This is a genomic window from Trebonia kvetii, from assembly GCF_007827045.1.
Lineage (GTDB): Bacteria > Actinomycetota > Actinomycetes > Streptosporangiales > Streptosporangiaceae > Trebonia > Trebonia kvetii.
On the sequence record NZ_RPFW01000001.1, the window covers coordinates 1348432 to 1367222 of the forward strand.

At 70.1% G+C, this 18791-nt stretch carries 17 protein-coding genes; 6 read left to right on the plus strand and 11 right to left on the minus strand.

Annotated elements, in window-relative coordinates:
* Positions 1-9: 9 nt before the first annotated feature.
* The 4 genes from EAS64_RS06175 to EAS64_RS06190 all read right to left on the minus strand — a co-directional run bounded on the left by EAS64_RS06175 (position 10) and on the right by EAS64_RS06190 (position 3869).
* Positions 10-1182 (minus strand): acyl-CoA dehydrogenase family protein, encoded by a 1173-nt coding sequence (locus EAS64_RS06175; RefSeq protein WP_187365713.1) that lies wholly within the window; start codon positions 1180-1182, stop codon positions 10-12.
* Between the two features lie 220 nt (positions 1183-1402).
* Complete coding sequence (locus tag EAS64_RS06180; protein WP_145851674.1) at positions 1403-2560, minus strand: thiolase C-terminal domain-containing protein; 1158 nt, start codon at positions 2558-2560, stop codon at positions 1403-1405.
* Positions 2557-2979, minus strand: a complete 423-nt coding sequence (locus EAS64_RS06185; RefSeq protein ID WP_145851675.1) for a Zn-ribbon domain-containing OB-fold protein — start codon at positions 2977-2979, stop codon at positions 2557-2559. The genes EAS64_RS06180 and EAS64_RS06185 overlap by 4 nt, the downstream gene beginning before the upstream one ends.
* Before the next feature lie 8 nt (positions 2980-2987).
* Positions 2988-3869 carry an SDR family NAD(P)-dependent oxidoreductase gene (locus tag EAS64_RS06190; protein WP_145851676.1) on the minus strand — a complete coding sequence of 294 codons (882 nt, stop codon included), beginning with the start codon at positions 3867-3869 and terminating at the stop codon, positions 2988-2990.
* A gap of 217 nt (positions 3870-4086) precedes the next feature.
* On the opposite strand from EAS64_RS06190, the gene EAS64_RS06195 reads away from it, so the two are divergent.
* Entirely contained in the window at positions 4087-4881 is a 795-nt protein-coding gene (locus EAS64_RS06195) for a TetR/AcrR family transcriptional regulator (protein ID WP_246115540.1), read from the plus strand.
* A 212-nt stretch (positions 4882-5093) separates the two neighbouring features.
* Here EAS64_RS06195 and EAS64_RS06200 read toward each other — a convergent pair whose 3' ends face one another.
* Both EAS64_RS06200 and EAS64_RS06205 read right to left on the minus strand, forming a co-directional pair.
* On the minus strand, positions 5094-5768 hold the full coding sequence (locus EAS64_RS06200; RefSeq protein ID WP_145851678.1) for a PHP domain-containing protein: 675 nt from the start codon (positions 5766-5768) through the stop codon (positions 5094-5096).
* Complete coding sequence (locus EAS64_RS06205) at positions 5765-6565, minus strand: SDR family NAD(P)-dependent oxidoreductase (RefSeq protein ID WP_145851679.1); 801 nt, start codon at positions 6563-6565, stop codon at positions 5765-5767. The genes EAS64_RS06200 and EAS64_RS06205 overlap by 4 nt, the downstream gene beginning before the upstream one ends.
* 337 nt (positions 6566-6902) lie before the next feature.
* On the opposite strand from EAS64_RS06205, the gene EAS64_RS06210 reads away from it, so the two are divergent.
* Genes EAS64_RS06210 through EAS64_RS06225 form a run of 4 tightly spaced genes read left to right on the plus strand, consistent with a single transcriptional unit; the run spans position 6903 to position 10765 of the window.
* On the plus strand, positions 6903-7784 hold the full coding sequence (locus tag EAS64_RS06210) for a MaoC/PaaZ C-terminal domain-containing protein (RefSeq protein ID WP_145851680.1): 882 nt from the start codon (positions 6903-6905) through the stop codon (positions 7782-7784).
* A 37-nt stretch (positions 7785-7821) separates the two neighbouring features.
* Entirely contained in the window at positions 7822-8385 is a 564-nt protein-coding gene (locus tag EAS64_RS06215; protein ID WP_187365714.1) for a protein-tyrosine phosphatase family protein, read from the plus strand.
* Positions 8375-9598: an acyl-CoA dehydrogenase family protein gene (locus EAS64_RS06220; protein ID WP_145851682.1), complete on the plus strand. Its 1224-nt coding sequence runs from the start codon at positions 8375-8377 to the stop codon at positions 9596-9598. Before EAS64_RS06215 ends, EAS64_RS06220 begins: the two co-directional genes overlap by 11 nt.
* A 45-nt stretch (positions 9599-9643) precedes the next feature.
* Positions 9644-10765, plus strand: coding sequence for an acyl-CoA dehydrogenase family protein (locus tag EAS64_RS06225; protein WP_145851683.1), 1122 nt, complete (start codon positions 9644-9646; stop codon positions 10763-10765).
* A 14-nt stretch (positions 10766-10779) separates the two neighbouring features.
* Here the strand turns inward: EAS64_RS06225 and EAS64_RS06230 are convergent, their stop codons facing one another.
* On the minus strand, positions 10780-11421 hold the full coding sequence (locus EAS64_RS06230) for an MBL fold metallo-hydrolase (RefSeq protein ID WP_145851684.1): 642 nt from the start codon (positions 11419-11421) through the stop codon (positions 10780-10782).
* A gap of 86 nt (positions 11422-11507) precedes the next feature.
* Between EAS64_RS06230 and EAS64_RS06235 the strand changes: the two genes are divergently transcribed.
* A complete protein-coding gene (locus tag EAS64_RS06235; protein ID WP_187365715.1) occupies positions 11508-12155 on the plus strand; it encodes a uridine kinase family protein in 648 nt (215 codons plus the stop codon).
* Positions 12156-12488: 333 nt separating this feature from the next.
* On the opposite strand, the gene EAS64_RS06240 is transcribed toward EAS64_RS06235, so the two are convergent.
* From EAS64_RS06240 to EAS64_RS06255, 4 genes are all read right to left on the minus strand, one after another.
* Positions 12489-15173 (minus strand): beta-glucosidase, encoded by a 2685-nt coding sequence (locus tag EAS64_RS06240; RefSeq protein ID WP_145851685.1) that lies wholly within the window; start codon positions 15171-15173, stop codon positions 12489-12491.
* 109 nt (positions 15174-15282) lie between these two features.
* The gene (locus tag EAS64_RS06245) at positions 15283-17337 is read right to left on the minus strand and encodes a branched-chain amino acid ABC transporter permease (RefSeq protein ID WP_187365716.1); all 2055 of its coding nucleotides are present in this window, start codon (positions 17335-17337) and stop codon (positions 15283-15285) included.
* A gap of 101 nt (positions 17338-17438) precedes the next feature.
* Positions 17439-17729 (minus strand): hypothetical protein, encoded by a 291-nt coding sequence (locus EAS64_RS06250; RefSeq protein ID WP_145851687.1) that lies wholly within the window; start codon positions 17727-17729, stop codon positions 17439-17441.
* Positions 17730-17747: 18 nt separating this feature from the next.
* Positions 17748-18716, minus strand: a complete 969-nt coding sequence (locus EAS64_RS06255) for an ABC transporter substrate-binding protein (RefSeq protein ID WP_145851688.1) — start codon at positions 18714-18716, stop codon at positions 17748-17750.
* Positions 18717-18791 lie beyond the last annotated feature (75 nt).

Below are 18791 nucleotides of genomic sequence, written 5' to 3' on the forward strand. Positions count from 1 at the left end.
GACCTGGCGTCAGTCTCCGAGCTGACCGAGCTTGACGTGGCCCTTGATGAGGTTGCGGGCGATCGTGCGCCGCTGGATCTCATCGGTGCCCTCAAAGATGCGCAGCAGCCGCAGCTCGCGGTACCAGCGCTCCACCGGTAGCTCCTTGGTGTAGCCCATGCCGCCGTGGATCTGCAGCACCCGGTCCACCACCTGGTTGGCCATCACGGCACCGGAGAGCTTGGCGATCGAGGAGGCGTGCCGGGCGTCGCGGCCCTGCTGCACCTGCCAGGCGGCGTGCAGCGTCAGCCACTTGGCCGCCTCGATCTCCACGTGCGAGTCGGCGATCTGCCACTGGATGGCCTGGTACTCGGCGATCGGGTGGCCCATGGACACCCGGTTCTTCGCATGCTCGATGGCCATCTCGAGCAGCCGCTCGGCGGAGCCGATCGCCCCGGCGGGGATCATGAAGCGTCCGTTGCCGATCCACTGCATGGCAAGCGCGAAGCCCTGGCCTAGCTCGCCGAGGATGTTCCGCTCCGGTACCCGGACGTTCTCGAAGACCAGGGAGGCCGGACCCCATTCGCCCATCGTCGGGATCGGGTCGGACTTCCACCCCATGTCGCGGTCGGCGAGGAAGCAGGTCACACCGCCGTCGGCGCCCTTGTCCGGGTCGGTGACGGCGAACACCATCACAAAGTCGGCCTCGTTGCCGCCGGTGATGAAGATCTTCTCGCCGTTGATGATCCAGTCGCCGCCGTCTTTCACCGCCCGCGCCTTGATGTTGCGCGCGTCGGACCCGGCGCCCGGCTCGGTGATCGCGAAGCAGCTGTGCCGCTCGCCGTTGATCGTCGGGATCAGGTACTGCTGCTTCTGCTCGTCGGTGCCCGCATAGAGGATGTTGTCCGCGCTGCCACCGAACCGGAACGGCACGTAAGTGCGGCCGGTCTCCATCGCCACGATCGCCGACATGATCGGGCCGAGCGCGATGCCGCCGTACTCCTCCGGCGTGTTGATCCCCCACCAGCCGGCCTTCTTGGCCTTGAGCTGCAGCTCCTTGAGCTGTCCTGGCTCAAGCGAGGGCAGGCCCTGCCGCTCGTTGCGCAGCACCTGCGGCTCAAGCGGCATCACCTCCTGCCTGATGAACTGGCGGATGGTGTCGCGGACGGCCCGTTCCTCGTCCGACAGCGAGAAGTCGATCATGGGAGTCCTCCCCTAACGGCCTGGCCTGCAGGCCAGCCGTAATTTCCGAGTTCGTTCTAGAAACAAGCTCAGTCTCGGACGGGTGACAAGAGGTGTCAAGACGCCGGGGCGGTGGGAGATCGCCGAACCCGTTCGGGAGACTGGGAGGAGGTGCACCGGCTGGCCGCGGCCTGACAGCCCCGGCCAGCCGGGCAACCACCCGTCGTCATCTCGGCCGCGGTTACCTCGGCTGGCGGGCGAGGACGAGCACGCCGCAGGTGGCGAACATGCCGCCATTGCCGAGGATCACGCTGATCTCCGGGTTGGCGACCTGCGCCGCCGCCTCGCCGCGGATCTGCCTGACGCCCTCCTGGATGGCGAACATGCCGTACATCCCGGTGTGCGTGTAGGACAGGCCGCCGCCGTTGGTGTTCAGCGGCAGGCGGCCGCCGGGCTCGGTGTTGCCCTCGGCGATGAACGGCCCCGCCTCGCCCTTCTTGACGAAACCGAGCGCCTCGAGTCCGTAGATCGGCACGTGCGCGAACGCGTCGTAGATCATCAGGTGGTCGACGTCGGCGGCGGCGATGCCCGCCTCCGCGAAGGCCTTCTGGCCTGCCTGCCGGAACATCTGCGACTCGGTGAAGTCGACCATCTGCGAGATCAGCGGCGACTCCGCCGACTCGCCGGTGCCGATCACGTGCACCGGCGGCTTGGGGAAGTCGCCCGCCCGGTCCGCCGAGGTGACGATGAGCGCACCGCCGCCGTCGGTAACCAGGCAGCATTCGAGCAGGTGGAACGGGTAGGCGACCATCTTGGACGCCAGCACGTCCTCGACGGTGATCACATCGCGGAACATGGCACGGGGGTTCTTCGCCGCCCACTGCCGCTGCGCGACCGCGACGTAGGCGAGCTGCTCGTGGGTGAGCCCGTACTCCTTCATGTACCGCAGCATCGGGATGGTGAAGGTCGTGGTCGGCCCGAGCGTGCCGTAGGGCAGCTCGAACTGGCCCTGCGGTGACGCGAGGTCCATCGACCACCGCGGCGCGCCGACCCGTGACCGGCCAGACTCGCCATGGGTGATCAGGACGGTCTTCGCGTAGCCCGCCCTGATCGCCGCGGCGGCGTGCCTGACGTGCAGCAGGAACGACGTGCCGCCGATACCCGTCCCGTCGATCCAGTCGGGGTAGATGCCGAGCGCGTGCGCGACCGCCGTCGGGCCAGGCGCGGACACGCTGGCGATGCCGTCGATGTCCTTCATCGTCAGGCCCGCGTCCCTGACGGCGTTGCGTGCCGCCTCGACGTGCAGGCGCATTGTGGAGTGGTCGGGCAGCCTGCCGACCTCGTCGGTCTCCGCCGCGCCGGCGATGATGACGCCGCTGCCGGTTCCGTTGCCTGTCATGCGGTCTCCTCGCCGCTTCCTTCGTCGGGGGCGAAGACGGGGATCGCCATGTCGTCGCGCTGCTCGAAGGCGACCCGCAGCGGCATGTCGAGGACCAGGGCCTCCGGGGTGGCGGGCACGCCGACGATGTTGGTCATCATCCGCGGCCCCTCGGCGAGCTGGACCACGGCGATGGCGTACGGAGCGTCGTCCTCGAAGCCGCGTGCCGGGCGGTGGTTGATCACGTAGGAGTACAGGGTCGCCCGGCCGCTCGCGGTGAACCATTCGACGTGTTCTGACCCGCAGTTGGGGCAGAGGGTGCGCGGGTAGAAGAACGGCTTGCCGCAGTCGAGGCAGCGCTGAATGCGCAGCTCGCCAGCGGCCGCGCCGTCCCAGAACGGCCGGGTTTCCGGGGTGGGAACCGGTATTGGCTTGGGCATTTCCCGCGTCACCGGTGCTTGCCGAAGGAGCGCTCCACCTGATCGGCGAGCACGTCGGCGTCGTCCCATGGCGCGGTCCCGATGATCCTGGTGACGGGCTCGGGGTTGTTGTACAGCGCGATCTCGTACCCCGCCGAGTGGATTACCTTGCCGGTGATCCATCCGGACCGCTCGGAGGCCAGGTAGGCGACGATCGGCGCCACATTGTCCGGCGACATCACGTCGGGTGCGTTGCTCGGGCTGCCCTCGCGGCGGCGCTCCATCGGTATGGAGCTGGTCATCCTTGTCGCGGCGCCCGGCGAGATCGCGTTCACCGTGACGCCGTACTTGGCCAGCGAGTTCGCGCTCGAGTAGGTGAGGCCCACGATGCCCATCTTCGCCGCCGCGTAGTTCGGCTGGCCGGGGGCGCCGTGCAGGCCGGAGACCGAGGTGAAGTTGATGATGCGGTTCTGCGCGGTCTCGTCGCGCAGCGACCGCCAGTAGGCGGAGGCGAACCTTGTCGTGTTGAACGTGCCCTTCAGGTGGACCCGGATGACGTCGTCCCACTCCTGCTCGGTCATGTTGAAGATCATCCGGTCGCGCAGGATGCCCGCCACGTTGACCAGGACGTCGAGCCTGCCGAACTGCTCGATGGCGCCGCCGATCAGGCCCTCAGCCGCCGCGAAGTCGGTGATGTCGGCGCCGCTCGCGACCGCCTTGCCGCCCGCCTCGGCGATCTCCCCGACGACCTCCTGAGCCGGGCCGCTGTCCGTCCCTGAGCCGTCGACCGCCACGCCGAGGTCGTTGACCACGACCGACGCGCCCTCGCTCGCCAGCAGCCTGGCCACCGACGCGCCGATCCCGCGGCCCGCGCCGGTGACAATCGCCACGCGCCCGTCAAGTCGTCCCATCGAAACCCACCGTTCCCTTCGCCCATGAAGACACGCAGGTGCTGTGAATAGAATGCTCTTCTGGAATTAGACTTCAGTAATGGGCCCTCAGTGTCAAGGTTCCCACGTTCGGCCTGGACGGGATAGGCTATTAGAATCCTGTTCCGTTACTCCGTGTCCAGGCGGCGTGCGGCCATGGCGGGGCGGCTTGTGTTCGGTAAGGCCGGAGGCGGGTTCGGTGGATTCGACGTCAGCTTCATCTTCGTCATCAGCTTCAGCTTCGTCAGCGGCGTCACGGCAGGCGCGCGGCAAGTCCGCGGCGGGGACGTGGCAGTGGGCACGGACGGCGGAAACGCAGCGGGCGCTGCTCGACGCCGCGCGTGAGGTCTTCGTGGAGCAGGGCTTCTCCCAGGCGAGCATCGCCGAGGTCGTCGAGCGGGCCGGGTCGAGCGTCGGCAGCCTGTACCACCACTTCGGCGGCAAGAGCGAACTGTATGTCGCGCTGTGGCAGGAGTACCAGCAAGCACAGGAGGAGGCCGCGGCCGGCGCGGTCGCGGCGGCCAAGCGGGCCGGCGTGACCGACCCGTTCGAGCTGTTCTCGGCGGGCGCCCGCGCCTACCTTGAGGGCAGCTGGCAGCACCGGGACCTGACGGTGCTGTTCCTGTCCGGTGACACGCCGCCCGGCTTCGGCGTGATGGCGCGGACCCGCGGCCACCAGTGGATCAGCCAGAACGACACGCTCCTCGGCCTGTCCGACACGTCGTTCGACCGGCTGTACGCCACCATCCTGACCCAGCTGATCGGCGAGGGCGCCAGGGAGGTCGCCGTCGCCAAGAACCGGCAGCAGGCGAGCCGGGTGGCCGACGCGGTCATCGAGTACGTGCAGCGGATCATGGCCAACGGGCCCTGGTCGCCGGCGGTCAAGCCGGTCGGCACGGTCCGCGCCGACCGTGCTGACCGAGCCGGCCGGGCTGAGCGGGCCGAGCGCGGAACGCGGCGCGCGTCAGCGCGCGCCGATTCGCCGACCGACTGAGCCCGGCGAGCTGACCCAGCCGCCCGGAGGGTCTCGCCAGTCACATGCGCAACAGCAAGTCGAACATGATCACGGAAATTCCGATTACAACGGAACTTTTCTACCCGATCCGGGGAGAAAAGTTCCGCCAGGATAAGAAGTTCCGTGATCATCGGCGGCGCGATGTGGCGGGTGGGACTGGCGGTGTGCGTGGGCGTAATGTCGCGGGGCTGCTAGGGGGAACGCCGCGGGTAGCGGGGGGCGTGGTCGCGGAACTCGCCGCTTAGCTGGGCGTGGTTCAGGGCCGCCAGGAAGCTGGCCGGGCCATCGAAGTCGGGCATGTCCAGGTAGGCGGCGCCTACGCCCGGAGCGTCGTGGGCGTCCGAGCCCGCGCCGCCCGGCAGACCGAAGGCCCTGGCTAGCGCGACCGCACGGCTGTTCAGGGCAGGGTCGGAGATCTTGGCGTTGAAGACCTCGATGATGTCCACGGCGCCTTCGGCGCACAGGGCGGGCAGTACCCGGCCAAGGCTGGATCTGACGGGGTCGAACGGGTGCGGGATGTAGACCAGGCCGCCCTGCGCCTTGATCTTGGCGATGACCTCCTCGAGCGGCAGCACATAGGGGATGCGCTCGGTCAGGAACAGCCCGATCACGTCACCGTAGGGGGTCCTGACCTCCTCGCCGACGATGACGCGCACACCAAGGTCACGGCCCGCCGCGTCGACGGCCGCCGCGGTGACGTTGTGGTCGGTAATGCACACCACGTCGAGGCCGGCGCACTTGGCCCGGTCGGTGAGCTGCTCAATGGTGAGCACAGAATCGCCCGACGCCACCGTGTGCAGGTGGCAGTCCACCCGGACCCGCCCGGCAGATCTTATGCCCGGCCGGTCTCCTGGCACTTCGGTCATGGGTGCGCGGGCGCGGCGCCGCGCAGTTCGGCGAGCAAGTCCTGGGAGTAGGTGATCCGGCCGGTCAGCGTCTTCGGGTCGCCGCTGCACAGCGCGAGTGCCGCCTCCGCCATGACAGACGGCGGCTCCGCGTTCGGGTCGCCCGCCGTGGTCAGGTGATGGAAGAGCGTGCCAGGCGTCGGGACCACGGCGTTCGGGGACAGCGCGTTCACCGCGATGTTGTCCGGATAGAGCTCGGCGGCCAGCCCGGTGGAAAACCGCTCAAGCGCCGCCTTGCACATCCCGTAGACGGTCCCGCCGCGGCCGGCCCAGGCGTTCGGCGGGATGGACGGATGCCGGGCGGCGCCGGAGGAGATGTTCAGGATCCAGCCCCTGCTCTTCTTCCGCATGCCGGGGATGACGAGCTGAGCGAGGTGGAACGGCGCCTCGACCTGGACGTCGAACATCAGCTGGAACCTGCGCGGCGTGAAGTCCGCGACCCGGGTGAAATAGGTGACGGCCGCGTTGCTCACCAGGATGTCCGGCGCGCCGAGCCGCGCGACGGCCTCGGCCACCGCCCGTTCCCTGTCCTCGGGCCGCGACAGGTCGGCCGGGATGGCCACCGCCGTGCCGCCCGCGGCCTCGATCCGGGCCACCGTCTCGCCAAGCGTGCCGTCAAGCGAGGACGTGCCCGCCTCGACCGTGCGTGCCGTCACCGCGACCGCCGCACCGGCGGCTGCGAACTGAGCGGCGATCTCCGCGCCGATGCCGCGGCTCGCCCCGGTCACGATCGCGACCTTCCCGTCCAGGACTCCCATGTGTGCCACTCCCCCGCCTCCCGGCCCGCGGCCGGGAAACCGGCCGCGAACAGGGAAAGCAAAATCCTAGAAGTTTGTTCTAGTATCGTCTGGCCGCGGGGACAGGCCTGTCAAGGCCGCGGGAGAGGCGAGAGCGCGCGGCCGGGGTGAGGGCCGCGGCTGGGGTGCGGGCCGCGGGGCGGGAGTGGGCAGCCGCGGGCGGGCCGCGGGACGGCGGACGCAGGGCAGTACCGCGGGTCTAGTCGCCGGGGGTTGACAGGGCGACACCGGCCCCCACTAATTATTTCTAGAACATTATTCTAGCAAATTTGCCTGCTGCCGACTTTAACTGCCTGCGATGCCGGAGGTTGTAGTGAGCCTGGACCACAGCGTGGTGGGAATCCCCAGCGAGCCGCAGGTGCGGTCCTGGGACAGCAAGGACGCGCTGCTCTACGCGGTGGGCGTCGGGGCCGGGCTGGGCGACCCGCTTCGGGAGCTCGAATTCACCACAGAGAACAGCCAGGGCATCGAGCAGCGGGTGCTGCCGACGTTCGCGGTGCTCGCCTCCCAGGGCCGATTTGGCCGCAGCCTCGGCGACTTCAACCCGGCGATGCTCGTGCACGCCGAGCAGTTCTTTGAGTTGCACCGGCCGCTGCCCGTGGAGGGAAGCGTCTCCGTGGTGTCCACGGTCACCGGCATCTACGACAAAGGCTCCGGCGCGCTGATCTCCACCGAGAACGTGGCGACCGATGAGGCCTCCGGCGAGGTCCTGGTCACCGCGCGCAGCGGGGTCTTCATCCGCGGCGCGGGCGGCTTCGGTGGATCCCGCGGCACCGACCCGGGGTGGCAGCGGCCGGACCGGGAGCCTGACCACCAGGTCGTCTACGAGACGCGGCCGGAACAGGCGCTGATCTACCGGCTGTCGGGCGACCGCAACCCGCTGCACGTCGACCCGAAGTTCGCGGCCGCCGGCGGCTTCAGCCAGCCGATCCTGCACGGCCTTTGCACCTACGGCGTCACCGGGCGCGCCCTGCTGCACGAGCTGTGCGGCTCGGACCCGGCCAGGTTCCGTTCCATGTACGGCCGGTTCAGCAAGCCGGTGCTGCCAGGCGAGGCGCTCACCATCTCCATGTGGCGGCAGGACGGCGATGACACCGTGCTGTTCACCACGACGCGGCCGGACGGCGCCGTGGTCATCGACCGCGGCAGGATTCAGGTGCGCGAGCCGGCCGGCGCGTGATGGCGGGCCACGGGACGACCCAGAGTCAGGAGAACGCGTGACGGCATCGGACATCGGCGCGGCGCCGGCGGGCGGCACGATCATCGGCGTCAGCCGGCTCGACGACTACGTCCTGCTCGCCGACGCGGGGCTTGCCATGGCGATGGCCGCGGCAGGCGCCGAGCGCCTCGTCGACCTGCGCGGCGAGACCACGCCGCCGCGACTGCCCATCCCGATCGACCACTTCCCGCTCATCGACCTCGAACCGGGACAGGACGCGCTGATCCTGCAGGCCGCCAACCACGTCGCCGGGCTCGCCGCGACGGGCATCACGGTGGGCGTCTACTGCCAGGCGGGCATCTCCCGCACCTCGACAGTCGCCATCGCCTACCTGCTCGTCAACGGCGTGCCCCTCGACGAAGCGCGGGACGTCGTGCGGGCGGCGCGGCCGCAGGCGATGCCGGCGCTCAGCCTGTGGCGGTCGCTCGAGCACATCGCGGCAGTGCTCGTTAACCAAGGGCTCGTTAACCAAGAGCTCGCCAAGCAAGGGCCCATCGGCCAAGGGTTCGCGGGCCAAGAACTCGCCGGCCCGCACCACGCTGGAGGATCTCATGGAGCTTGACCTCGGCCCGGAGATAGCGCAGTTCCGCGCGGAGCTCAGGGAGTGGATCGCGGCCGAGGCGCCGGAGGCGCTACCCGGCCTGCTCGACTGGTACATGCCGATGACCGCGGGCGGCCGCCGGGGCGGCCTTGTCGCCAAGGCGATGGCGCACCCCGCCTACGCCGAGTGGGCCGCCAAGCTGCGGGAGAAGCGGCTGATCTGCCCGCACTGGCCGGCCGAGTTCGGCGGGCAGGGCATGGACGCGCTGCGCATCGCGGTGCTCAACGAGGAGTTCCACCGGGCAGGCGTGCCGCGGGTACACCGCGGCATGGGTGAGAGCCTGGTCGGCCCGTCCATCATCGTGCACGGCACGCCGGAGCAGCGGGCGCATTTCCTGCCGCGGATCATCTCCGGCGAGGACACCTACTGCCAGGGCTTCTCCGAGCCCAACCACGGCTCCGACCTGGCCGCGGTGGAGACCCGCGGCGTGGTCGAGGGCGACGAGATCGTCGTCACCGGGCAGAAGGTGTGGACCTCGGGCGCACACAACGCCAACCGCATGTTCGTGCTGTGCCGGACCGATCCCGACGCGGAGAAACACGCCGGACTGTCCTACGTGCTCATCGACTTCACCGCACCCGGAGTCGAGTACCGGCCGATCAGGCAGATGTCGGGCGCTGCGGAGTTCGCCGAGGACTTCCTCGACGGCGTGCGCGCGCCGCTGTTCAACGTCATCGGCGGCCTCGGCAACGGCTGGCGGGTGGCGATGACCACGCTCGGGCACGAGCGCGGCGGCCAGGCGACCGTCGCCCACCTGCGGTACGAGCGGGAGTTCTGGGACCTGGTGGAGACGGCGCGCAAGCGCGGCAAGACCGACGACCCGCTGGTCCGCCAGCAGCTCGCCTGGGCGTACACCCACGTCGAGATCATGCGCTTCAGCGGCCTGCGGACCCTGGCGCAGGTCGCCGCGGGCCGCCAGCCAGGCCCCGAGGCCTCGGTGGCCAAGCTGTACTGGAGCGAGTACCACAAGCGCCTCGGCGAGATCGCGATGGGCATCGAGGGCACGCAGGGGCTGCTGCGCCCGGAGGGCGACAAGTACCCGGTCACCCCCTGGCAGGGGGTGTTCCTCAGCAGCCGGGCAGGCACCATCTACTCCGGCACCAGCGAGATCCAGCGCAACATCATCGGCGAGCGCGCGCTCGGCCTGCCCAAGGAGCCGCGGGTCGCGCACTGACGCCGCCGGCGTGGACATACGGCCCGACAGGAAAGGAACGAACGCATGAGTCTGGGTGTGAGCGCGGAGCAGGAGGAACTGCGCGCCGCGGTGCGCCGCTTCCTGGCGGACCGGGCGCCGATGTCCAGGGTCCGCGAGCTCATGGAGACAGCGGATGGCATCGACCGCGCGGTATGGGACCAGGCGGGCAGCCAGCTGGGCCTGATGGGGCTGGCCATCCCCGAGGAGTACGGCGGCGCCGGATTCAGCTTCGCCGAGCAGGCGATCGTGCTCGAGGAACTCGGCGCCTCGCTCTACACCGGCCCCTACCTGGCAAGCGCCGTGCTAGCCGCCACCGCTCTGCTCGCGAGCCAGGACGAGGGCGCGCGGCGTGACCTGCTCCCCGGCATCGCGTCCGGCGAGACGATCGCGACGCTCGCCTTCACCGAGGACGAGGGGAGCTGGGACCCGGGCAGCGCCCGGCTGTCCGCGCGCAAGGACGGGCAGGACTGGCGGCTCGACGGGCATAAGAGCTTCGTGCCCGACGGGCACGCGGCCGGCCTCATCCTGGTCGTCGCGACCACCGACGCCGGGCTGTCGCTATTCGCGGTCGAGGCAGGCACGGCCACGGCGGGACTGGCCCGTGCCTCACTGCCGACCCTCGACCAGACGCGCAAGCTCGCCAGGCTCGAGTTCGCCGGGGTGACGGCCCGGCTCATCGGCGCGCCAGGCGATGCCACCGCGATACTCGACCGCACCCTGGACGTCGCCGCGATCGCGCTGGCCGCCGAGCAGCTCGGCGGCGCGCAGCGGTCGCTCGACATGACGGTCGACTACGCCAAAGTCCGGCATCAGTTCGGCAGGCCCATCGGCAGCTTCCAGGCGATCAAGCACCGCTGCGCCGACCTGCTGCTGGAGGTCGAGTCGCTGCGCTCGGCGGTGCAGTACGCCGCCGCCGCAGTCGCCGAGGGCTCACCCGAGGTGCCGGTTCTCGCGCCGATGCTGAAGGCGTACGCGTCGGAGACTTACTTCCACGTCGCGGCCGAGAGCATCCAGATGCACGGCGGCATCGGCTTCACCTGGGAACACGACGCCCACCTGTACTTCAAGCGGGCGAAGGCGAGCGAGCTGTTCCTCGGCGACGCCAGCTACCACCGGGAGCGGCTGGCGACCAGGATCGGTCTGTAGCCGGAGTAGGCCAGTTACAGGCTGATCGTCTCGCCGACGGGCACGATCGTCAGCGCGACCTCGGTCAGCATCTGCGGGCTGAGGAACATCGCCGCGGCCTGCTGGCCGATCTCGCTGAGCATGATGTCGTGGATCTGCACCAGCGTCTCGGGGCGGACCGCGCGCACGAAGTCGACGGCCTCCGCCATCTTGGTCCACGGGCCGCTCGTCGGCAGCAGCAGGGTGTGCACGACGGCGGGCGGAACCTCGTAGGAGTCACCCGGGTGGTACACGGCCCCGTCGATCAGGTACCCCACGTTGGCTATCCGCGGGATGTCCGCGTGCACGAGGGCGTGGGTACCGCCGAACACGGCGATCTCGAAGCCCTCGGCCTCGAACCGGTCGCCCGGCGCCACGGCGGTGACCTGGCTCTCCCGGCCGGGCCAGCGGCCGGTCACCGCGGCGGGGCCGAAGACTCGCAGTTCAGGCCGTGCGTCGAGCGCCGCCGTGATCGCCGCCTCGTCGAAGTGGTCGAAGTGCTCATGGGTGATGAGCACCGTGCTCGTGTCGGCAAGCAGCTCGGCCGCGTTGCTCGCGAAGGTGCCCGGGTCCACGACGAGGTGGCCGCCCGCCTTGTCCAGGGTCACGCAGGCGTGGGCGTGCTTGGTCAGTTCCATGGCTCTCCCGTCGGTTTGGCTCATCGGCTAGCCAGGCAATTCTCCCGTAGCGGAGCGGCGGCGCGCGCCCGGGTAGGCTCACCGCGATGATGTTCAAGGAACTTGCGGCGCGGATCCGCACGCTCGACGACCGGGCCGTGGACCTGTCGGATCCGGCGAGCCCGCGGCCGCTGGCCGGGCGGCGCTGCCGGGTGGTCGGCATCGACGGCCTGTCCGGGTCGGGCAAGTCCTCATTCGCCCGCCGGCTGGCCGCCGAGCTGGGTGCCCCCGTGCTCTCCGTCGACGATCTGGTTCCCGGCTGGGACGCACTGGCGCGGGCACCGGGCCTGCTCGCCGACGGGGTGCTCCGGCCGCTCGCCGCGGGCCGTCCCGGCCGCTACCGGCGCTACGACTGGCTGGCCGGGCGCCTGTCGGACTGGGTGGACCTCCCGCCGGGCGACCTGCTCATCGCCGAGGGGTGCTGCGCGGGCGTTCCGCCCGCGGGCGGCCTGCTCTCCTACCTGATCTGGCTGGACGCGCCGGCCGGCGAGCGGCGGCGGCGGCTCGAGCTGCGGTCGGACTGGCCCGCCTACTCTCCGTTCGCGGAGCACTGGGCCCGCCAGGAGACCGCGCTCCAGGCGACCGCGAATACGGCTGGCCGGGCCGACCTGGTCGTGGACAACGACGAAAACCACGCCGACGAGGACTGGCCGGACCAGTTCATCGTCCGGACGCACCGTCCGTGCGGGCCCTGACGACAAGGCGAGACCCGGGCGGACGGACAGTCAGCCGGATCCGTTCCGGATCTTCTCCTTATTTTCCCGAACGGGTTGTGGCTCCGCGTGACCCCCACCGGGATACCCGGGATGGCGGGGGCGGCCCGCGGCGCGGTGACCGCACAGGGATGAGCGGGAGTGGCGGGGGCGGCCCGCGGCGCGGTGACCGCACAGGGATGAGCGGGAGTGGCGGGGGCGGTGACCGCGGCGGCACGTCGCCGGGTGCGGGCGGCCCAGTGATCGCGTGCGCTTCGCCGGGTGGGGGCGTGCCGGGCCGTCCGGTGCGGACGACCCGGCACGGTGTTGCCGTGGTCAGTGGGCGGAGAACGGCGCGCTGAGAGCGAGGTCGCGCTCGTTGCTGCCGATGCTGACCCGGTACTGGCCGGGAGCGACCGTCCAGCTGCTGGAGGCGGTCTGGTAGTAGCTGAGGTCCTGGCTGGTGAGCTGGAAGTGGATCCGCTGGCTGTGGCCGGGGGCGAGGGTGACCTTCTGGAAGCCCTTGAGCTGGTAGGGCGGCTCGCCGGCGGCGGCCGGGTCGGAGAGGTACAGCTGGGCGACCTCGGACCCGGAGACGCGTCCGGTGTTGGTGATGGTGACGTCGGCGGTCGCGCCGTGCGCGTCGGCGTGCACGTGCAGGTTGCTGTAGCCGAAGGTGGTGTAGGACAGGCCGTACCCGAACGGGAACAGCGGCGTCTGGTGGTTCACGTCGTAGTAGCGGTAGCCGACGTCGATGCCCTCGGTGTAGGCGACGCTGGTGCCGTTGCCGGGGAACTGGAGGTTCGGCGTCAAGACGGTGCCGCCGTGCGCGACGCCCTGGCCGGGACTGGCGGGGAACGTCTCGGGCAGGTGGCCTGCGGGGCTGGCGTCGCCGTAGAGCAGCGCGGCGATGGCGTTGCCGTCCTGCTGGCCGGGGTACCAGGCCTCGAACACGCCCGCGACCTGGTGCAGCCACGGCATGTAGGCCGGGCCGCTGGTGTTGAGCACCACGATCGTGCGCGGGTTGGCCGCCGCGACCGCCGCGATCAGCTGGTCCTGGTCGCCGGGCAGCTCCAGCGTCTGCAGGTCGCTGCCCTCGGAGGAGAAGTTGCTAGCGAAGACCACCGCGACGTCGGAGCCGCGGGCGGCGCTGGCGGCCGCCTGCCACTTCAGGTTCTCCTGCGGCGCCCAGGTCAGCGCGACCACAGTCGGCGGGCCGAAGAACCCGCCGCCCGCGCTCGCGCTCAGCCCGGTCGCGTCCAGCTCGAACGGAACCGCGGCGCCCGCGGTGAGGCCGGCCAGGCCGGTGAAGGTGGACCCGGTGCCCGGGCCGTAGCTGACCACCTGCTTGCCGCCGATCGTGAGGCTGGCGCTGCCGCCCGCGCTCAGCCCGAACAGGGCGGTGCCGGTGGCGTCCGGCGTCATGGTGGCGGTGTACTTCACCGACCAGGCGGGCACGCCGGCGTTCGTCACGATGGCGGGGATGCCGGTGATGTTGAGGCTGGTGACGACCTCGGAGCCGAGCGGGGTTCCGCTGGCGGTGCTGCCCGCGTAGTAGGTCGCGGTCCAGCCGGGGCCGGTGCCCGTCGTCGGGGTGAAGTCCGCGGCGGGCAGCGCGGACAGCGCCTGGTAGTTCGCGTTGCCCTGCGCGTAGCTGACGGTGTCGCCGGCCTGCTGCGCGCGGCTGGTGATGCCGGCCAGCGGGGTGACCGGGCTGGTCGGGTTGACCGCGGCGGACCCGCCGCCGCCGTACATCGCGCCGGCGCCCGCGTCGTTGCCGATGACCGCGATGGACTTGTCCCGCTTGCCGAACGGCAGCACGCCGCCGTTGTTCTTGAGCAGCACCGTGCCCTGCTCGGCAGCGGTCAGCGCCGCCTGGTTGTCGGCCGGGGTGCTGACATCGGCGCTTGCCACATCGGCCGGGCTGGGGTAGCTGCGGTCGAAGATGCCGACCGCGAACAATGACCGCAGGATGCGGAACACCATGTCGTCGATCTGGGCCTGCGTGATGTCTCCGGCGGTGAGGGCGGCCTGCAGGGCAGCCGGACTGTAATAGTCGGGGCCGGCCAGGGTGCCGCCCGGCATCTGCATGTCCAGGCCCGCGTCGACCGACGGGACCGTGCTGTGCGTCGCGAACCAGTCGCTCATCACGAAGCCCTTGAACTTCATGACGGTCTTCAGCGTCCCCGCGATGGTCTGGCTGTTCTCGCACGCGTAGGCGCCGTTGATCTTGTTGTAGGAGCACATCACCGCGCCCGCGCCGGCATCGGAGGCCGCCTGGAACGCCGGGTCGTAGATCTCCGCGAGCGCCCGCTGGGACACCAGCGTGTCGATCGAGTTGCGCAGCGTCTCCTGGTCGTTGGCGACGTAGTGCTTCGGGGTGGCGATCACGCCCGCGCTCTGCACGCCCTTGACGTTCGCGGCGACGATCTGCGAGGCGAGGTAGGGGTCCTCGCCGTACCCTTCGAAGGCCCGCCCGCCGTACGGCGTGCGCAGGATGTTGATGTTCGGGGCGAGCGAGATCTGGTGTCCCTTCGCCGCCTGCTCGGTGCCGTCCGCGCTGCCCAGGGTGTAAACCGTGGCCGGGTCCCAGGTGGCCGCGCTGTTGGTCGCATCAGGGAACAGGGTGACGCCCGTGCTGCCGTTCCCGACGCCCATCGCCCCGTCCGCCAGGTACAGGTCCGGGATGCCAAGCGCGGGAATGCCCTGGATGTGGCCGGCGTATCCCGCGTTGAACGCGAAGCCGGTGCCGTCAACCAGCTGGAACTTCTGCGCCAGCGTCATCTGGGCGAGCAGTTCGCGTGCCTGGTTATCCGGGTTCTGGTGCGGGTTCAGCCAGGGGTGGGTGTGCGTGGCGGTGACCGTCACGACCGCGTTCGCGGCCGGCGTGACGGCGGCCGTTCCCGCCGTGCACGCCACGGTCAGCCCGATGGCGGCAGCGCCCGACAGCAGCAGCCCGCGTCGCCTGCGTCTTCCCTTGCCCCGGTTCGCGGCTGGCGCCTGTCCGGTAGCTCCGTCCATGAGTATTCCTCTCAGCACTGAGGGCCTCTTGGAACCGCGCGCCACTTCGGGGCACGCAACCCACGAAGCTATCTCCGGCTTACACGATGGTCAATGCCTAATTAGGAAACTAAATGATTCGATTCTTGATTGGCGGGCTTCCGTTTGGTGAGGCCGCCGGCCGTGACTCATCGGACGGCCGGAACCGCTTGCGGTACTCCCCGGCGGCGCGGTCGCACAGCCGCTCGATCGCGACCGCGGGACCCCTCCCCGTCGAGGTGCTCGCCAGGCCGTCCGGATTCTGCACCGCGGTGAGCACGAGCGCGATGCCGGCCACGATTGCCTGGTACTTGCCGATGTTGAGATGAATATTGAGGAAGGTGACGAAGAGCCCGGCGGCGGAGAACATGATGCCCGCGACGACCGCACCCGAGATGCGCCCCACGCCGGCGACGAAGACGATCGCGAGCATGCTGATCGAGGTGAACGCCGCGAAGCTGTCACCCGTCAGCTCGCCCTGCATGTAGCCGGTCAGCGCGCCGCCGATGCCGGCAATGAACGCGGCGAGCGCGAACGCGAACAGCTTGCCCTGGGCGACATTGATGCCGACCGAGCCCGCCGCGCGCTCATTGGAGCGGATCGCCAGCAGCATCCGCCCGGTCGCACCGAGCCGGAGCCGCGCCACAAGCAGCCCGAGCAGGATCGTGATCACCAGGACGAGCACGCCGAAGGCCACCCGGGGATATGCGTTGCCCTGGCTGATCGCCAGGTTCACGCCGGGCAGCCGCGGCGCGGCGATCGGCAGGCCGCCGATGCCGCCGGTGAAGCTCGAGCTGGTGAACACCACCGCGTCCAGCGCCGCCGCGAAGCCGAGCGTCACCACCGCCAGGTTCACGCCGCGCAGCCGCAGCGCAGGCAGGCCGATGATCAGCCCGACGGGCACCGCGCACAGCCCGGCCAGGATCAGGGACCACGGGAAGCCGATGCCCCAGGAGGCGGAGATGTGCCCGAGCATGAAGCCGCCGATGCCCGCGAGCGACATCTGGGCGAGCGACACCTGGCCGACGTAGCCGGTGAGGAGCACGACGGACAGGGCGACGCAGGTGACGGTGAGCGAGGAGATAAAGGCGAACCGCAGCACGCCGTCGAAGACGTACAGCAGGATCAGGCCGGCCACGAAGCAGGCGGCCGCCGTCCGCAGCGGCGCGCGCGGCCGGCCGATGGACGGGTTGCGGTCGCTGCTGTCCTCGCCGCGGGCCACCACGGAACGCGACCGCAGCGCCATCACCACGATGATCACGACGAACGGCAGCGCGTCGGGCAGGCCCTGCTGCGGCAGCCAGGACCAGACGGTGATGAGCTTGTTGATCTCGGACTGCGCGCAGCCCATGAGCAGCCCCGCGAGCGCGGTGATCCAGAACGACTGGAAGCGCCCGACGAGCGCGGCGGCCAGGGCGGGCACCACGAACAGCGTGTAGGAGTTCGGGTCGAGATTGGCGACCGGGGCGATCAGGATGCCCGCCGCGCCGGCCAGCACGGTGGCGATCACCCAGTTCTGGCACGCCACCCGGACCGCGGAGATGCCGGTGAGCGCCGCTCCCCTGCCGTTCTCCGCGGCGGCCCTGGTGGCCAGGCCGAAGCGGGAGTAGCGGTAGACAAGCGCGAGCACCACGGAAACCACGATCACGACGCCGGTGAAGAACAGCCGGTCCTCGGGGAAGGTGACGCCGGACACCTTCAGCGGCGAACTGGGGAAGAGCGGGTTGGTCGCGACGGGCTGCGTGCTGAAGTTGAGCACCGCGATCGCCTCGAGGCCGAGCATCACGCCGACGGAGGCGCAGACCCGGGTCAGCGGCGAGGCGTTCTGCAGCGGCCGGTAGACGACCAGGTACAGGACGAGGCCGAGCACGGCCGCGTATCCCAGCGCTATGAGAGCCGCGAGGGCGGTGGGGAGACTCGCTCCACCGTTCAGTGAGATCTGATGAGGTATGAGGACTACGGGAAGCTCGAGCTCACCGAAGCCGCGCAGGTTGATGAAGACGTAGGCGATGAACATCGCCACCGCGCCGTGGGCGAAGTCGACCACGCCAGCGCTGCGGTACTTGAGTACGAGGCCCTGGCCGAGGATGGCGTAGGTGGCGCCGGAGCCGAGGCCGAGGATCAGGAAGAGCATGTAGCTGGACATGGAGTCTCGTTTACGTCGCGTTGGTGTGCGATGCCGTTGCCTGCCGCGGAACCCGGGCCCGCCCGCCGCCTGCGACAGGCGGGCGGGCCGGGTCGCGGGCATCAGCCGGCGATGCCCTGCGTGTAACCCTTGGAAGTCACCCAGTCGGTGGCCGAGGGCTGGGTCAGGTTGGCGCCCTGGATCTGGTTCATCAGGTAGTAGTCGTTGCAGACCGCGGTGGCGCCCTTCAGCGCCTGGCCGTCGCAGGTGTACGGGTGCGACAGGAAGTTGTCGTGGGTGCCCGACTTGAACGCCGCCAGGATCTGCTGCGTGGTCGGGGTGGCCTTGATGGTGCCGAGCACCTGCTGCACGTTCATCACGGTGGCGAAACCAGCCGTAGAGATGGAGTCCACAAAGGTCCCGGCCGCTGCCTACTTCTGCATCGCCGCCACGAACAGCTTCGCCTGCGCGCTGTCGCCGCTCTGCAGTTCGAACGGCGACGCGATGTACATGCCGTTCGCACCGCCGGACGCCGCCTGCATCACCGGCGGCGCGCCGCAGGGGTCGATGCCCATGATCTTGCCGGTGAAGCCGACGCCCTTGAGCGCCTTGAGCACGTTGCCGCAGCCGTTCGGCACGTCGACGTAGACCATCTGGACGCCGCTGCTCTCCACCAGGGCGGCCTGCGAGGTCGGGTCGGGTGAGGTCGGCGACAGCGGGATGTCCTTGACCGTGGTCACGCCGGCCGCCTTGAACACCGGGGTGATCTGCGGCAGGATCGACTCGCCCTGCGCGTTGCTGAAGTAGATGATCGCGACGCTCTTGACGCCGAGCGTCTTGCCCGCGTAGGTGGCCGCCGCCAGGTTGTCGCCCACGCTGACCGACCAGAACTGCACCGAGTTCGGTGCCGTCTGGGGGACCGGGGTGAACGGGATGCCGCCCAGGTACGCCAGGCCGGCGTGCTGGTAGATCGGCAGCGAGGCGGGCGCGCCGACATCGGCGGCGCCGAGGATGGCGAGCGGGTGGTCGCCGACTAGCTGGTTGGCGCAGCGCGCCGCGGTGGCCGGGGTGCCGTCGCCGGTGCAGTTGTCGATCTGGATCGGGTGCCCGTTGATGCCGCCGAGATAATTGTTCACGTAGGCGGCGGCGGCGATCGCGCCCTGGCGCGCCTCGGGGAAGGTGACCGCGCCGGTCTCGTCGTTGATCATGCCGAACACGTAAGGCGTGCCTGTCGCCTTCTTGGGCGTGCCGAACGGGTCCGCGCTCGCCGTGCCGGCGGCCGACGCGGATCCGGTCGAGCCCGACGAGGCGCTCGTGCCGCTGCTAGTGGTGCTCGGGCTGCCAGAGCTGCTCGAGCTGCAGCCTGCCGCGGTCAGTGCGGCCGCGGCGATCGACGCCACGGCTAGCCATCTATATTGTCTCAACTTCCGCTTCTTTCCTGGTGACGGTGTCTTCTTCGTTCGGTGGCCGCGGTC

What these genes read in the sequence shown, in the direction of transcription:
- EAS64_RS06175 (WP_187365713.1), bottom strand. Translation starts at nt 1,182, where the DNA reads ATGATCGACTTCTCGCTGTCGGACGAGGAACGGGCCGTCCGCGACACC.
- EAS64_RS06180 (WP_145851674.1), bottom strand. Translation starts at nt 2,560, where the DNA reads ATGACAGGCAACGGAACCGGCAGCGGCGTCATCATCGCCGGCGCGGCG.
- EAS64_RS06185 (WP_145851675.1), bottom strand. Translation starts at nt 2,979, where the DNA reads ATGCCCAAGCCAATACCGGTTCCCACCCCGGAAACCCGGCCGTTCTGG.
- EAS64_RS06190 (WP_145851676.1), bottom strand. Translation starts at nt 3,869, where the DNA reads ATGGGACGACTTGACGGGCGCGTGGCGATTGTCACCGGCGCGGGCCGC.
- EAS64_RS06200 (WP_145851678.1), bottom strand. Translation starts at nt 5,768, where the DNA reads ATGACCGAAGTGCCAGGAGACCGGCCGGGCATAAGATCTGCCGGGCGG.
- EAS64_RS06205 (WP_145851679.1), bottom strand. Translation starts at nt 6,565, where the DNA reads ATGGGAGTCCTGGACGGGAAGGTCGCGATCGTGACCGGGGCGAGCCGC.
- EAS64_RS06210 (WP_145851680.1), top strand. Translation starts at nt 6,903, where the DNA reads ATGCCGGAGGTTGTAGTGAGCCTGGACCACAGCGTGGTGGGAATCCCC.
- EAS64_RS06220 (WP_145851682.1), top strand. Translation starts at nt 8,375, where the DNA reads ATGGAGCTTGACCTCGGCCCGGAGATAGCGCAGTTCCGCGCGGAGCTC.
- EAS64_RS06225 (WP_145851683.1), top strand. Translation starts at nt 9,644, where the DNA reads ATGAGTCTGGGTGTGAGCGCGGAGCAGGAGGAACTGCGCGCCGCGGTG.
- EAS64_RS06230 (WP_145851684.1), bottom strand. Translation starts at nt 11,421, where the DNA reads ATGGAACTGACCAAGCACGCCCACGCCTGCGTGACCCTGGACAAGGCG.
- EAS64_RS06235 (WP_187365715.1), top strand. Translation starts at nt 11,508, where the DNA reads ATGATGTTCAAGGAACTTGCGGCGCGGATCCGCACGCTCGACGACCGG.
- EAS64_RS06240 (WP_145851685.1), bottom strand. Translation starts at nt 15,173, where the DNA reads ATGGACGGAGCTACCGGACAGGCGCCAGCCGCGAACCGGGGCAAGGGA.
- EAS64_RS06245 (WP_187365716.1), bottom strand. Translation starts at nt 17,337, where the DNA reads ATGTCCAGCTACATGCTCTTCCTGATCCTCGGCCTCGGCTCCGGCGCC.